Annotated in this window: 14 protein-coding genes; 11 read left to right on the top strand and 3 right to left on the bottom strand. The window is 51.9% G+C overall.

What is annotated here, in order from left to right; all coding sequences use genetic code 11:
• Positions 1 to 53: 53 nt before the first annotated feature.
• Positions 54 to 1,523: a sigma-54 dependent transcriptional regulator gene (locus ACQ66Q_RS06970; protein ID WP_430456130.1), complete on the bottom strand. Its 1,470-nt coding sequence runs from the start codon at positions 1,521 to 1,523 to the stop codon at positions 54 to 56.
• Positions 1,524 to 1,630: 107 nt separating this feature from the next.
• Positions 1,631 to 2,431: a flagellin gene (locus ACQ66Q_RS06975; RefSeq protein WP_430456131.1), complete on the bottom strand. Its 801-nt coding sequence runs from the start codon at positions 2,429 to 2,431 to the stop codon at positions 1,631 to 1,633.
• Positions 2,432 to 2,648: 217 nt separating this feature from the next.
• On the opposite strand from ACQ66Q_RS06975, the gene pseB reads away from it, so the two are divergent.
• The 11 genes from pseB to ACQ66Q_RS07030 are packed head-to-tail and all read left to right on the top strand — an operon-like array spanning position 2,649 to position 13,001.
• Positions 2,649 to 3,650 (top strand): UDP-N-acetylglucosamine 4,6-dehydratase (inverting), encoded by a 1,002-nt coding sequence (pseB, locus tag ACQ66Q_RS06980; RefSeq protein WP_377247465.1) that lies wholly within the window; start codon positions 2,649 to 2,651, stop codon positions 3,648 to 3,650.
• Positions 3,647 to 4,801, top strand: coding sequence for a UDP-4-amino-4,6-dideoxy-N-acetyl-beta-L-altrosamine transaminase (pseC, locus tag ACQ66Q_RS06985; RefSeq protein ID WP_430456132.1), 1,155 nt, complete (start codon positions 3,647 to 3,649; stop codon positions 4,799 to 4,801). The genes pseB and pseC overlap by 4 nt, the downstream gene beginning before the upstream one ends.
• A 3-nt stretch (positions 4,802 to 4,804) precedes the next feature.
• Complete coding sequence (gene pseF, locus ACQ66Q_RS06990) at positions 4,805 to 5,509, top strand: pseudaminic acid cytidylyltransferase (RefSeq protein WP_430456133.1); 705 nt, start codon at positions 4,805 to 4,807, stop codon at positions 5,507 to 5,509.
• Positions 5,509 to 6,642, top strand: coding sequence for a UDP-2,4-diacetamido-2,4,6-trideoxy-beta-L-altropyranose hydrolase (gene pseG / locus ACQ66Q_RS06995; protein ID WP_430456134.1), 1,134 nt, complete (start codon positions 5,509 to 5,511; stop codon positions 6,640 to 6,642). Before pseF ends, pseG begins: the two co-directional genes overlap by 1 nt.
• 26 nt (positions 6,643 to 6,668) lie before the next feature.
• Complete coding sequence (pseI, locus tag ACQ66Q_RS07000) at positions 6,669 to 7,730, top strand: pseudaminic acid synthase (RefSeq protein WP_430456135.1); 1,062 nt, start codon at positions 6,669 to 6,671, stop codon at positions 7,728 to 7,730.
• On the top strand, positions 7,727 to 8,302 hold the full coding sequence (locus ACQ66Q_RS07005) for a GNAT family N-acetyltransferase (protein WP_430456136.1): 576 nt from the start codon (positions 7,727 to 7,729) through the stop codon (positions 8,300 to 8,302). The genes pseI and ACQ66Q_RS07005 overlap by 4 nt, the downstream gene beginning before the upstream one ends.
• Before the next feature lie 30 nt (positions 8,303 to 8,332).
• Positions 8,333 to 8,596, top strand: coding sequence for an acyl carrier protein (locus ACQ66Q_RS07010; RefSeq protein ID WP_430456137.1), 264 nt, complete (start codon positions 8,333 to 8,335; stop codon positions 8,594 to 8,596).
• Entirely contained in the window at positions 8,593 to 9,321 is a 729-nt protein-coding gene (locus ACQ66Q_RS07015) for an SDR family NAD(P)-dependent oxidoreductase (RefSeq protein WP_430456138.1), read from the top strand. The genes ACQ66Q_RS07010 and ACQ66Q_RS07015 overlap by 4 nt, the downstream gene beginning before the upstream one ends.
• On the top strand, positions 9,318 to 10,748 hold the full coding sequence (locus ACQ66Q_RS07020) for an AMP-binding protein (RefSeq protein WP_430456139.1): 1,431 nt from the start codon (positions 9,318 to 9,320) through the stop codon (positions 10,746 to 10,748). Before ACQ66Q_RS07015 ends, ACQ66Q_RS07020 begins: the two co-directional genes overlap by 4 nt.
• A complete protein-coding gene (locus tag ACQ66Q_RS07025; RefSeq protein WP_430456140.1) occupies positions 10,748 to 11,824 on the top strand; it encodes an acyl-protein synthetase in 1,077 nt (358 codons plus the stop codon). Before ACQ66Q_RS07020 ends, ACQ66Q_RS07025 begins: the two co-directional genes overlap by 1 nt.
• Before the next feature lie 10 nt (positions 11,825 to 11,834).
• Positions 11,835 to 13,001, top strand: a complete 1,167-nt coding sequence (locus tag ACQ66Q_RS07030; protein WP_430456141.1) for an acyl-CoA reductase — start codon at positions 11,835 to 11,837, stop codon at positions 12,999 to 13,001.
• 58 nt (positions 13,002 to 13,059) lie between these two features.
• Here the strand turns inward: ACQ66Q_RS07030 and ACQ66Q_RS07035 are convergent, their stop codons facing one another.
• Positions 13,060 to 13,722 carry a class I SAM-dependent methyltransferase gene (locus ACQ66Q_RS07035; protein WP_430456142.1) on the bottom strand — a complete coding sequence of 221 codons (663 nt, stop codon included), beginning with the start codon at positions 13,720 to 13,722 and terminating at the stop codon, positions 13,060 to 13,062.
• Between the last annotated feature and the right edge of the window lie 32 nt (positions 13,723 to 13,754).

The raw sequence follows: 13,754 nt of genomic DNA on the forward strand, positions 1-13,754 counted from the left end.
TTATGTTTAAATTCAATATATTAGATTAAATTTGTCTGCCAATTTTTTGGCAGTCAGTCGTTTTGACCGTTGTCGGCTTCATCGCGCATCAGATTATACTTACGCATTTTTTCTACCAACGTAGTCCGGCGCAAGCATAAAATATCCGCAGCACGGGCAACAATAAAGTCGTGGCGTTCAAGTGCCTGATTGATCAGACTCACTTCCAGATCTGCCAAAAATTGTTTCAGATCCATGCCATCATCCGGTAACAGATCGAGTTGCCCGGACGTCAGCGACGTGAAAGCAATCTCTTCATTACTCTCCTCGTCATCACTGCCAAACTGAAACAGTTCATTGATTGCATCACGCTCCAGCAACGCTTCCGGATAATGCGGAATATAAGCTTCTACATCAATATGGCGATATTTTTGCGGCAGATCGGCAACATCAACCACTTGGTTCGGGAACATAATCGTCAAGCGTTCGACCAAATTTCCCAGTTCGCGGACATTGCCAGGCCAGGCATGTAATTTCAGACTTTCAATGGCCCGTTCAGTAAATTTAACGCCGGCTTGTCCTTGAGTTTCCAGTCTTTGCAACAGTTCCGTCACCAATAAAGGCAAATCGTCAGCACGTTCTTTTAATGCCGGCGTGTCAATTGGAAATACATTCAGCCGGTAATACAAATCTTCCCGGAACCGACCGTCTTCAATCATGCCTTCAAGCTGGCGGTGAGTTGCCGCGATAATCCGCACATCCGCGCGGATTGGTTGACTGCCACCAACACGTTCATAGGTCCGTTCCTGTAAAACCCGCAGCAATTTGACCTGCATCGGCAACGGCATGTCACCAATTTCGTCGAGGAAAATAGTCCCGCCCTGCGCCAGTTCAAACCGGCCCTTACGGGTCGAAATGGCGCCGGTAAAAGCACCTTTTTCATGGCCAAACAACTCGCTTTCGAGTAGTTCAGCCGGAATAGCGCCACAGTTAATCGGCACAAAAGGCCCATCACAGCGATGTGACAATACATGAATGTTCCGTGCTACCACTTCTTTACCGGTCCCGGACTCGCCGAGGATCAGCACGTTGGCATCGGTCTTGGCCACTTGCTGGATCAGAAAACGCACTTGTTGCATCACTGGGCTGGTTCCCACCATCCCGACAAAACGATGTTGCAAATCATGCTGACGCTGGCCGGGCAACAAACGGTGATATTCCTGACAATCACGCAGTTGCTGAGTTAACGATGCATAGGCGAATGGTTCAGTCAGCAAACCCACCGCATTGGCGTATTTCAACAGAGGTTTTAACGTCTCGCCAAGCAGCAGAAAAGCACAGGCCGGGTATTGTTGCAGGATGGCTTCATGTTGTTGCGAGGTTAAAGCGCCCAGCAGCACCACGGCTTTTGGATCAGCGCCCAGTTCAGCATGGAGCTGCGCTTCGCTCAGCAACGCATGTGGCTCATGAATGAAGTTCAGGATCACGCTCAGGCGCTGCGCCCGGCTATCCTGTTGATCCAAAATAAATAATCGTGGGTTCATGAAGTCTGAGTGCCAGCTTTTTTTTCATTGTTGCAAAGGCTTGGCGCCCTTGCAAGCAACAAACGCTGGTTTTTTGACAGTGGCGTCAAAAAAACAGCGTTTTGACCTTAACTCAGCAGTTGTAACGCTTGTTCGGACTGGATCCGTCCTTGCGCCGCGACTGCGATATTGGCTTGTTCGCGGATCTGACCTTGTACGCGCTCGGTACTGGCTTTGGCATAATCCAAATCAGCAATGCGGCTGATGGCGTCTTGTTCATTAACATTCTGGTTGGCCAGATTGCGTGCCGACGCGGTCATGGCGTTGGCCGTGGCACCAATTTCGGTGCGTTGGTTGTCAATTTGCTGACCACTGGATTTCACCACATCCAAAGCGTTCGCCACACCATCTGCGCTTTGTAGATCTATGGCAAAGACGCCGCCATCTTCGAGCTGTTTAGCCAGATCGGTCGTTTGCAGACTGAACTGACTTTTTTCGCCGCCAAGCGCAATAATGCCGTTACTGGCAAATAACTTAGTGCCGGCAAATTCGGTATTGGCGATTTGGTCTTTGATGCCGGCGCTGATGGCATCGACCTGCTTTTGCAGCGCGGCTTTGTCGTCTGCCGAAAGGATGCCGCTGCCAGCTTGTGTAGCCAGGCGGCCAATCTCATTCAGACCATCAGTGACACCTTGCAGCGACTGATCAGCCAGATTGGCCATCGACAAGCCATCATACAAATTCTGTTCGGTCTGGCGGGTACCACTATTTTGCGCGCTGATCCGGTTGGCGATTTGCAATCCTGCAGCGTCATCCGCTGCGGAGTTAATCCGTTTCGCGGATGCCAGCTGTTTCAGCTTGTCGTCATTGCTTCGCTGCAAGCGGTCTGAGAGCAAATCAGTAACAGATGTCTGACCATTGATATTCATAGAGTCCTCCGCGCCGTTCGATGTATTTTGATTCTACGCCTTGTTGTTCTGAACAGGCAAAGTACGGCAGAGGTTATTTTTTGACGGGTGGCAGGTTCTTTGAACGAGCCAATGCTAACACCTTTAATCGCAAGCATTTTTTAATACTGGAATAAATTATGCTATGGTTCTGTCTACTAGTGATGTAGCGTGATCCATCCGCTGCAAGGGGGACAATATGTTTAACGGCAAAAATATTTTCATTACCGGAGGCACCGGGTCCTTTGGTCATAAATACACTGAGACGCTGCTACAGCGTTACAAGCCGAATAAAATTATTATTTTCTCCCGCGACGAACTCAAACAATACGAAATGCAGCAGCGTTTCAACGCACCTTGTATGCGTTACATGATAGGCGACGTCCGCGATCAGGACCGCCTGATCCGCGCGATGCGGGGCGTGGATTATGTGATCCATGCCGCTGCGTTAAAGCAAGTCCCCGCCGCTGAATACAACCCGATGGAATGTATCAAAACCAACATCAATGGCGCTGAACATGTGATCAATGCCGCTATTGAGAATAACGTTGAAAAAGTGATTGCTTTGTCGACCGATAAAGCAGCCAATCCGGTCAACCTGTACGGCGCAACGAAACTGGCATCCGACAAGCTGTTTATCGCAGCCAATAATATCTCCGGCGGCAGCAAACCGCGCTTCTCAGTGGTGCGCTACGGCAATGTCGTTGGCTCACGGGGTTCAGTTGTTCCATTTTTTGAAAAATTACGCGATAGCGGTTCGGACCATATCCCCATTACGCATCCGGAAATGACCCGCTTCTGGATCAGCTTGCAGCAAGGTGTTGATTTTGTTTTGAAAAACTTTGAACGCATGCTTGGTGGTGAGATATTCGTGCCCAAAATTCCGTCGATTCGGGTGGTTGATTTGGCCAAAGCAATAGCACCGGATTTACCGTTTAAAGATGTCGGCATCCGCCCGGGTGAAAAACTGCATGAAATGATGTGTCCCGGTGATATGTCTTATAACACCTACGAATATGATGATCACTTTGTGATCGCACCGTCGATTCTGTTCTCCAACCGGAGTAACGATTTCACCATTAATGCTTTAAAAGAACGGGGTCGCAAAGTGGAACCGGGGACTGAGTATGTTTCTGATAAAAATCCTTGGTTTTTAACCGTGGACGAGATCCGCCAATTTAATCAGGATGCGATGGAATGATCCCTTATGGGCGTCAGCAAATTGACGCTGCCGATATTGCTGCAGTCATTGATACTCTGCAATCAGACTTTCTGACACAGGGACCTAAAGTTCCTGCTTTTGAGCAAGCAGTTGCCCGCCAGTGCCAGGCCCGCTTTGCGGTTGCAATGAATAGCGCAACCTCTGCGCTACATCTGACATGTTTAGCATTACAAGTAGGTCCGGGCGACCGGGTTTGGACCAGCCCAATCAGCTTTGTAGCCTCAGCCAACTGCGCCTTATACTGCGGTGCTGATGTTGATTTTGTTGAAGTGGATGCCAGCACCGGCTTAATGGATCCTGCCCAACTCGCAATAAAGTTAGAGCTGGCCGCAACGACAAACACCTTACCTAAAGTGTTGATCCCGGTACATCTGGCTGGACACAGCTGTGATATGCAACGTATTGCCGCGCTATGCCAGCCCTACAACATTCGCATCATTGAAGATGCATCCCACGCCATTGGTGGTTATTACCAGAACCGCCCGGTTGGCTGCTGTCAGTACAGTGATATCACGGTCTTTAGCTTCCATCCGGTAAAAATCATCACCTCAGCCGAAGGTGGCATGGCGCTTTGCAATGATCCGGCACTGGACAGCCAGCTTAGGCTGCTCAGAAGCCACGGTATCACCCGCGACTCGGACGACATGACCGAAGCCTCGCACGGCCCTTGGTATTATCAGCAAATTGGCCTTGGTTTTAATTACCGCATCACTGATTTACAAGCTGCGCTGGGGCTTAGTCAGCTCGATAGACTCAAGCAGTTTGTGCATCAGCGCATCAAAGCCACAGAACTGTACCAGCAGCTGTTACAGGATCTGCCTGTCGCTTTGCCCACGCCTGCTGTCGACGGTGTATCCGCCTGGCATTTGTATATAGTGCGCCTGCACCAACCAGACAAACGGCTGCAGGTGTTTGAATCAATGCGTGCCGCCGGCATTGGCGTCAATGTGCATTACATTCCAATCCATACCCAGCCGTATTATCAAAAACTCGGTTTTGACTGGGGACAGTTTCCAGACGCAGAACAGTTTTACAGCCAGATCATTAGTTTACCGTTATTCGCAGGCATTACGCCGGCGCAGCAACAACAAGTGGCCGACGCGCTGCGTCAGGCTTGCAGCGAGATCTGAAAAATGAAAACCGCTATTATTCCTGCCCGTGGCGGTAGTAAACGGATCCCCCGGAAAAATATCCGCCTGTTTAACGGCAAGCCGATGTTGGCCTGGTCGGTCGAAGCCGCCTTGCACAGTGGAGTATTTGACCGTGTCATAGTCTCCACCGACGATGCCGAAATTGCCGACGTGGCTCGTCAGGCCGGCGCCGAAGTACCGTTTCTGCGCCCAAAGTCCCTGGCCGATGATTTCACCGGTACTGGACCTGTGATCACCCATGCAATTCAATGGTTACGCGAACAACAACAGCCGCCCTCATTGGTTGGATGCATTTATGCCACAGCCCCTTTGTTATTGCCATCTGACCTGCAACAAGCGGCTGCAGCCCTGGTGGCAAATCCGGCTCTGAAATTTGTGTTCTCCGGTTGCCGCTTTAGCTTTCCGATCCAACGCGCTTTGTACCGCAACGCGCAGGGCCAGATTGAACCAGTGCAACCAGACGCGATCCCCAAACGCTCGCAGGATCTGCCAGAAACATTTCACGACGCTGGCCAGTTCTATCTGGGTCAGGCCGACGACTGGTGTAACGGTTTAGCGATGTTCGCGCCGCACAGTTTTTTGCAGGAACTGCCGCAACACCGGGTGCAAGACATTGATACTGAAGCGGACTGGTTACGGGCAGAGCTGCTGCAGACTCTTTTACTGCAGACACCGCGGAGCCGTTGATGCAGGTGCTGTTTCGCACGGACGCGTCTGTCGCCATTGGCTCGGGACATCTGATGCGATGTCTGACGCTGGCACAGGCACTCAGACAAGCCGGTCATCAGGTGTATTTTGCCTGCCGGCAACATCCGGGACACCTGCTGCCACTGCTGACCGACCTCGGCTTTACCACCTTCACCTTGCCGCTGCTGGCCAATCCGCCGCAGCAAGGCTACCAGGCCTGGCTCGGTTGCAGCGAAGCGGAAGATGCATCAGCGTTAGTCGCTTGTCTTGATCAAACACCAGCCACCACAGTCCAAAGCCCCAAGATGTTTGATTGGCTGGTTGTCGATCACTATGGGCTTGGCGCGATATTTTGTCAGGCGCTGCGTTCAAGATGTCGTGCTGTGCTGCAAATAGATGATCTGGCCAACCGGCAATATGACTGCGATGTTCTGCTTGATCAGAATTTGGTACCAGACTTCGCCAGCCGTTATCAGACTTTATTGCCCGACCATTGCCAGCCATTGTTGGGCCCCCGCTTTGCATTGCTCAGGCCCGAATTTGCCGGGTTTGACCCGATACAACGACAATTCCATACAGCATTTAATTCCCATTCTCCTGCACGGGTGCTGGTGTTTTTTGGTGGTAGCGACGAGCAAAATTTTACTACTCTGGCAATTAATGCTTTGCAGCAACTTCAGGAATCGCATTGGCTGGCCGATATCGTGATCGGTCAGGCCAACCCGCACCGTCTGTTGTTGCAGCAACTTTGTGCACAGGACCGGCGTCTGACCCTGCTAGTACAGACGCCAGGGATGGCAGGGCTGATGGCAGCTGCGGATTTGATGATTGGCGCCGGCGGCGCGACACACTGGGAACGGGCTTGCCTGGGGCTACCCGCCATTGTCGTCGCGCTGGCGGACAATCAACAGGCAACAACCCAGTATCTGGCAAGCCTTGGTGCTTGTATTGATCTGGGTTCTGCGGACCAGCTCAGCGCCGGACAACTGGCGCAAGCAACCGCCACATTGCTGAATGATGTGACCCTGCGAGCCCGGATGTCAGCAGCAGCTCAGCAACTGGTGCCGGAGGGTGGTGGCGTGCCCCACCTGCTGCAGTTATTGCAGCAATCGACAACAACTCGCACGACCTGAGTTTTCATTTAACTGGAGCAGCGTAAATGGCAGCAGTCCCCACCATTGAACTGGGTTCTTTTCAAATAGGTGCAAATCATCCGCCTTTTATCATTGCCGAATTATCCGGCAATCATGATCAGTCGCTAGACAAAGCCCTAGCGATGGTCGATGCCGCCGCAGCAGCCGGTGCACACGCGATCAAATTGCAAACCTACACCGCCGACACCATGACACTCGACATCGACAGTGGTGACTTTTTTATCGATAACCCGGATAGTCTCTGGTTCGGCCAAAGCCTCTATAAGCTTTATGAGATCGCCAATACCCCCTGGGACTGGCACGCCCCCATTTTTGCCCGCGCCAAAGATCTGGGCTTGCTTGCGTTCAGCACGCCGTTTGATTTAACCGCAGTCGATTTTCTCGAAAAACTCGACGTGCCCTGCTACAAAATTGCTTCTTTTGAAAATACCGATCACGCGCTGCTCGCCGCAGTGGCGCGCACCGGCAAGCCGGTGATTATGTCCACCGGCATGGCCAGCCAGAGTGAGCTGGCCGAAGCGGTGGAAGTGCTCAAAGCGAACGGCTGTCATGCGCTTATTTTGCTTAAATGCACCAGCAACTATCCGGCAGAACCGGTGGACGCAAATCTTCGCACTATTCCGCATTTAGCTGAGCTGTTTCAGTGTCAGGCGGGTTTATCCGACCACTGCACCGGCATTGGTGTCGCCGTTGCCGCAGTCGCCCTGGGGGCCACTGTGATTGAAAAACACTTTGTGTTAGACCGCAGCGAAGGCGGCGTAGATGCAGAGTTTTCGCTGGAGCCGGCTGAACTGAAAATGCTGGTTGATGAAACCCGCCGCGCCCATCTTGCCCTCGGTAGCGTGCATTATGGAGTCACCACTAAAGAAGTGGCTTCGCGCCGGCATCGCCGCTCTTTATATATCGCGCAGGACCTCAAAGCCGGTGACGTACTGAATGCGGACAATGTCCGTGCTATCCGCCCGGGACTTGGTCTTGCGCCCAAATATCTGCCCATGCTGCTTGGTAAAACCGTAAAACAGGATGTGGCGCGTGGTACCGCACTGAGCTGGGATTTGCTGGAATGAATGCAGCATTGCAGCCAACAATCCGCGCTTATGGTGTCGATCTGACGCCCGTGTTGGCTATTGATTTACCACAGCTTCGCACCTGGCGTAACAGCCCGGATATTGCTGCGCAAATGCTGGACCAACGCCAAATCAGCCCTGAGGCACAACAACTGTGGTTTAGCCGCATCAGCAACGACGCATCACAACAACATTTTGTCATCCGCTACAAGGACCAGCCGGTCGGCGCCTGTAATCTGAAACAACCTGACGGTGAAGCTATAACAGGCAGCGCCATATTGGAGAGTGGTTTTTATCTTGCTGATCCCCGCTTTCGCGGCTCTATGTTGGCGTTTTTCCCGGCACTTGCGTTAAATCAGTATTGCTTCCAGACACTTGGCTGTACGACACTGCTGGCCCATGTCAAACTGGATAATCAGGCTGCGCTGCGGTTTAACCAGCAACTGGGCTATCAGATGACACAACAGATCAGTCAACCAACACCTGACGGACAGGTGCTACTGCAACAAATGCAGCTGGATTTAAGCGGATTCACCCAAGCGGCCAGTCGTTTTGCCCGCTTTGCTGGTTAGTCGAAATCAGCTCACTGAACAGAGGTTCCGATGCAACATCAAGAATTACAACATAGCAACACGCAAAAACTGCAACAGGCGTTTGCCACGGCATTGGCGGTTGACCCTGCGCTGATCAACGACGACCTGGCCTACAACAGCATCCCGCAGTGGGATAGCACGGCCCATATGTTGCTCATCGCTGAACTGGAAAACAGTTTTAATCTGCTGCTGGATACCGACGACATTATCGACATGAGCTCAGTGGCTAAAGCGCGCGACATTTTAATCAAACATGGCGTGGCCTTTGGATGACAAGCTCCGCACCAAGACCGATCAGTTTGATCACCGGCGCCAGTCGCGGGATCGGCGCGGCCTGCGTGCAACAGCTACAACAAGCAGGTCATCAGTTGATCCTAGTGGCGCGCGATACTGCGGCTTTGCAGGCGCTGGCTGCACCGGACGATTTAGTGATCAGCGCCGATCTGGCGGATGAAAGCCAAATCCTCGCCTGCTTTCGTCAGGTTCAACAACATTTCGGCCGGTTGGACCATCTGATCAATGCCGCCGGTATCATGCAAGACAGCGCGTTGGCACTGACTAAATCGGCTAGTCTCGCCGCACAATTTCAGCTCAATGTCACCGCAACCTTTCTGTGCTGCCAGCTGGCAAGTCGGCTGATGTTGCGGCAAAAAAGCGGAAATATCGTTAATTTTGGGTCTAAAGTTGGCGAAAGTGGCAGTAGCGGTCAGGCTGCATATTGTGCCAGTAAGGCCGCAGTGTCGGGCCTCAGTAAAGCCTTAGCAAAAGAGCTGGGGCCGCAGGGGATTCGCGTTAACGTGGTCGCTCCGGGCTTTATCGACACGGCTTTAACTGCCCATTATAACGAAGCACAGCGCGCTCAACTAACCAGCCAGACGGCATTACGCCGGCTCGGCACTGCCAACGACATCGCTGCAGTAGTCAGTTTTCTCTGCTCTGATGCTGCCGGATATATCACCGGCCAGGTGTTAGCCGTTGATGGCGGATTGGTGCTATGAACCTGCATTTTGCCAAAAATCTGGAACGTTTTGGCACACAAACCGCTTTGTTCCTGCAAGACGGCACCGCGATCAGTTATCTGAAACTGGCGCAGCTGGCTGACCATTTTGCGCAACGTTTTGTCCAGTTTGATGTCTGGCCGCAGCAAGTCTGCGCTTTGTTATGTCGCAATAATCTGACGACCGTGGTGGCATATCTGTGTTGTCTGCGCCATCAGCGACCGTTGGTGTTGTTAGATGCAAACCTGCCGCAAAGCCAACTCGACCCGCTGATCCGCCAGCTGGAGATCGCCGTGCTGATCGATGACCTTGGCACGATGCGCCGCGTCAGCGCCAGCGCCTTCCGGGCCCGGCCTGATCTGGCGTTGCTCCTGAGCACCTCTGGCAGTACCGGTGATCCAAAATCGGTGATGTTATCGCTGGAAAACCTGCACAGTAATGCGTTGGCTATCTCGCGGTATTTGCCGCTGCAGATGTCCGACGTCGCCATCACTGCACTGCCACTGCACTATTCCTATGGCCTGTCCGTGCTAAACAGCCATCTGTTATGCGGCGCAACTGTGCTGCTGACCGATTACTCGGTGATGAACAAAGAATTCTGGCAGCTGATGCGAGACTTTGCGGTTAACAGCCTCGCTGGCGTACCGTTTAGCTATAAAATGTTGAAAACGCTGCGTTTTGAACGACTGCCACTGCCTGCGTTGCGTTACCTGACCCAGGCCGGCGGGCCGCTCAGTGACGACTTGCGCCAATATGTGCAATTGTTGGCTGAGCAAAAACAAATACCGGTGTATCTGATGTATGGCCAGACCGAAGCCACAGCCCGTATCGCCTGGCTCAGGCCGGAGTATTTAGCCGAGCACGCAGAATGCATCGGTGAGCCGATCCCTGGCGGCACATTGCTGCTGCGTGATGTCGAAAGCCGGGCGGAGATCAGCGAAGCAAACCTAGAGGGCGAACTGGTTTATCAAGGGCCCAATGTGATGCTTGGCTATGCACAAAATTCAGCTGATCTACGTTCCAATGACAAAATGGCAGAACTAGCCACTGGCGACCTGGCCATCCTGCGACCAAATGGCTTGTTTCAAATTACTGGCCGATTAAAACGGATGCTGAAAATTCAGGGGAAACGTTGGCAACTGGATCAGCTGGAAACACTATTGCAGCGTGAACGTTGGTCGACCGTTTGCACCGGACGCGATGACTTGCTGGTCGTTGCTGTCATTGATGCCAACGCCGAATCCACAGCGGCCGCGGCAGTCAGCGCATATTTACAGACCACACTATTATTACATCCTAGCCTGTTTAAAGTATTGCTGGTGCGCGATGTGCCCTACACCAGTAACGGTAAAGTGCATTATCACGCGCTATTGCGCATCGCCAGCGGCGAGACGCTCACTGAAGGCCCCGGCGGGAGTACCCATTGATGCAAGCGCCATGGCAGCCATTAACTGATGAACCGCCGTACGGTTTGACCGCACAGCAAAAAACGCCTCGATTGCTGGCAGAACTAATTGCATTGAACGGCCATCATCAGGCTCACAGCGCCTTGTACCAAAGACTACAACAAGCCTTACCCCTCTGCCAGCAACAGCCGGAAAGTCTGGCTGAATTGCCTTATCTGTCAGTACGGCTGTTCAAACAGTTTACCTTGCAGTCTGTGCCGGACAATCAGGTATTTAAAACGCTGTATTCGAGCGGTACCACAGGGCAGCCGTCGCGGATAGTGCTGGATAAAGATGCGGCGGCGCTGCAATCCAAAGTACTGGTGCGCATCATGCAACATTGGCTTGGCAAAGACCGTTTGCCAATGCTCATCATCGATCACCCGGGCGTAGTCAAAGATCGCAGCAGTTTCAGTGCCCGTGGCGCTGGTATCCAAGGGCTGGCCTTTATGGGCCGCAACCACTGTTATGCTCTGAACGAAGATTTGTCAGTCAATACTGAAGCATTGACAGAGTTTTGCCAACGTTATGGTGAAGGGCCAGTACTGATTTTTGGTTTTACCTTTATGGTCTGGCAGTGGCTTTCACAGTTAGCCCCCGGGCAGGTCCAGTTGCCCCAGGCGATTTTGCTACACAGCGGCGGCTGGAAAAAACTGCAGGCACAGGCCGTTGGCAATGCTGAGTTCAAGGCTAAGTTGGCACAGGTTGCCGCGATCCAACGGGTACACAATTTTTATGGCATGGTCGAACAAATCGGCGCTGTGTTTGTCGAGTGTGAGCACGGCCACCTGCACTGCCCGACTTCCGCCGATGTGCTGGTGCGTAACCCGCAAAACTGGCAACTGTGTGCACATGGTGAACCCGGGGTGCTCCAATTGCTATCCACCTTGCCCCGCTCTTATCCGGGTCATAGCCTGTTGACTGAAGACCGTGGCGTGACCCTTGGCGAAGACAACTGCCCTTGCGGCCGGCCTGGCAAATATTTTCAGGTGCTCGGACGCTTGGCACTGGCCGAAGCACGCGGCTGCAGTGACACGGTCAGCTCACCGGCAGTATGAGGAAAAGTGCATGCACTATTTAAACCCGGCAACGACAACGCCTCAATTGCAGCCCTTCTTTGCCGCGGCGGCGCTCGACTATGTCAACGCTTTGTCAGAACGGCTACTGGCGGATCCGGCCTGCCGCGAGCTGCCGGATTTGCTGGCGCTCGGCTTTTGGTTTCGCCGGCAAAAAATCGCGGCGTTACGGCAAAAATATCAGGCTATGCCCTATCAAATGAAGCCACTGGGCTTGGTCTTTCACAATACCCCGGCCAATGTTGACAGCCTGTTTATGTATCCGGCGCTACTGTCGCTGTTGTGTGGTAACTACAATCTGATCCGGCTGTCATCCCGCGCCGGTCAAAGTGCAGCGGTGTTGCTGAAACATGTCAACGCACTGGCTGCAACCTATCCTGCGCAAAATGCGGCCCTACAATTTATTCAGGCGCCCCATCAGGATGCCTCGTTATTAGCGACATTGCATCGGCTCGACGGCCGTGTTTTGTGGGGTTCCGATGCCGCGATCATCGCGCAGCGCCAATTGGCCGTCGCGGCACATTGCCGTGACCTCTGCTTCAGCCATAAATTGTCATTGACGCTGTTAGACGCGCAAGCGCTATGTCAGGCCCCTGTCACTGAGTTTCAGGCCATGACTGAACTGTTTAGCCGCGATCACCTGACCTACGCCCAGCAAGCCTGTGCTTCAGCCAAAGTCGTGGTTTGGTTAGGCCAGCCCGAAACCATCAGACAGGCGCAGCACCGATTCTGGCCGGCACTCAGCGAACTGTGTCAGCAGAAAGCACGCCTGACCGATAGTGAAGCCTATCAGGCGCTGGCGGGCGCCCAACAACTGTTACTCAGCAGTGATAGTTATCAAGAGTGGCAAAGCGGCCAGTTGCAACGCTTGCAGATTCAAGGCTTAGATGCAGACATGCTGCGACTACACCCAGGCTGTGGCCTGTTCCTCGAGCTTTCATTGCAATCGTTGTATGCACTGACCCCGATGCTGGACAACCACCATCAGACGCTCAGTTACTGGGGAATTGACAGCAAACTGCTGGATGGCTGGTATCCAACAGTACTGCGCGGTGCAGACCGGTTAGTACCGCTTGGTCAGTCCCTGCAATTTGCCGAAGTCTGGGATGGGGTCGATCTGTTGTTGCAGCTCAGCAGAACTCATCAATGTCCGAGTTAATTTGACTTTGTAACTTTTAACTACAGATACTCAGAAATAAATGTCAGTACTCAGATAATTATTTTGCATTGGTCTTGTTATATTGCAAAACAATATGTCCATCTGCGTGTTCAAAACCACGATCGTAATACTGTACTTCGACGAGTGAAAAACAATCTAAGTTGCTAAAAAAACTTAGAGCTCCTGGAAATTTATTTATAACATCCACCCCATATCGTTGTTCTCTAGCGTATGCATTCGATATGATGAAATAACCCCCATCCTTAAGCATTTGTTTTACACTAAAAACTAGACCGTCGATACCTTCTAAGACGTACCACAATATTTGATTAATTACGACAACATCAAACTCAGCTGAAAAATGGTTTTCAGACGTAATATCGGCTTGTCTAAACTCAAGCGATGAAAACATTTTTTTTGCTTTCAATAGAGCAGTAGGACTTATATCAAATCCAACAACATGAGTATTTTCTACATATTCAGAGATAGCGTTAGTAACATACCCTAACCCACAACCTACTTCAGCAACCTTCGCGTTAGAACCAAAACGCTGCAGAATATTGAGCAATGTTGTCCTCGAGCTATGATAATATTCACCCATCTCACCTGTTGCTGACTGTCCCCATGGATCGTCGATGTCTTGATAGAATTCTTCAAACTTACCAACAAATTCAAGTTTTCCATTAACGTCATTAAAAACGTAATTTTTCGATTTCATCATAGCCCTCGTTGCATGTACCGAAATTATTCATG

The organism is Rheinheimera sp. (genome assembly GCF_965283995.1).
Taxonomy (GTDB): domain Bacteria; phylum Pseudomonadota; class Gammaproteobacteria; order Enterobacterales; family Alteromonadaceae; genus Pararheinheimera.

Excerpts from the sequence above, each read along its gene's own strand:
- ACQ66Q_RS07020 (WP_430456139.1), top strand. The coding sequence starts at position 9,318 with ATGAACCTGCATTTTGCCAAAAATCTGGAACGTTTTGGCACACAAACC.
- pseG (WP_430456134.1), top strand. The coding sequence starts at position 5,509 with ATGCAGGTGCTGTTTCGCACGGACGCGTCTGTCGCCATTGGCTCGGGA.
- pseI (WP_430456135.1), top strand. The coding sequence starts at position 6,669 with ATGGCAGCAGTCCCCACCATTGAACTGGGTTCTTTTCAAATAGGTGCA.
- ACQ66Q_RS07015 (WP_430456138.1), top strand. The coding sequence starts at position 8,593 with ATGACAAGCTCCGCACCAAGACCGATCAGTTTGATCACCGGCGCCAGT.
- ACQ66Q_RS06975 (WP_430456131.1), bottom strand. The coding sequence starts at position 2,431 with ATGAATATCAATGGTCAGACATCTGTTACTGATTTGCTCTCAGACCGC.
- ACQ66Q_RS07025 (WP_430456140.1), top strand. The coding sequence starts at position 10,748 with ATGCAAGCGCCATGGCAGCCATTAACTGATGAACCGCCGTACGGTTTG.
- ACQ66Q_RS07030 (WP_430456141.1), top strand. The coding sequence starts at position 11,835 with ATGCACTATTTAAACCCGGCAACGACAACGCCTCAATTGCAGCCCTTC.
- pseB (WP_377247465.1), top strand. The coding sequence starts at position 2,649 with ATGTTTAACGGCAAAAATATTTTCATTACCGGAGGCACCGGGTCCTTT.
- ACQ66Q_RS07005 (WP_430456136.1), top strand. The coding sequence starts at position 7,727 with ATGAATGCAGCATTGCAGCCAACAATCCGCGCTTATGGTGTCGATCTG.
- pseF (WP_430456133.1), top strand. The coding sequence starts at position 4,805 with ATGAAAACCGCTATTATTCCTGCCCGTGGCGGTAGTAAACGGATCCCC.
- ACQ66Q_RS07010 (WP_430456137.1), top strand. The coding sequence starts at position 8,333 with ATGCAACATCAAGAATTACAACATAGCAACACGCAAAAACTGCAACAG.
- pseC (WP_430456132.1), top strand. The coding sequence starts at position 3,647 with ATGATCCCTTATGGGCGTCAGCAAATTGACGCTGCCGATATTGCTGCA.
- ACQ66Q_RS07035 (WP_430456142.1), bottom strand. The coding sequence starts at position 13,722 with ATGATGAAATCGAAAAATTACGTTTTTAATGACGTTAATGGAAAACTT.
- ACQ66Q_RS06970 (WP_430456130.1), bottom strand. The coding sequence starts at position 1,523 with ATGAACCCACGATTATTTATTTTGGATCAACAGGATAGCCGGGCGCAG.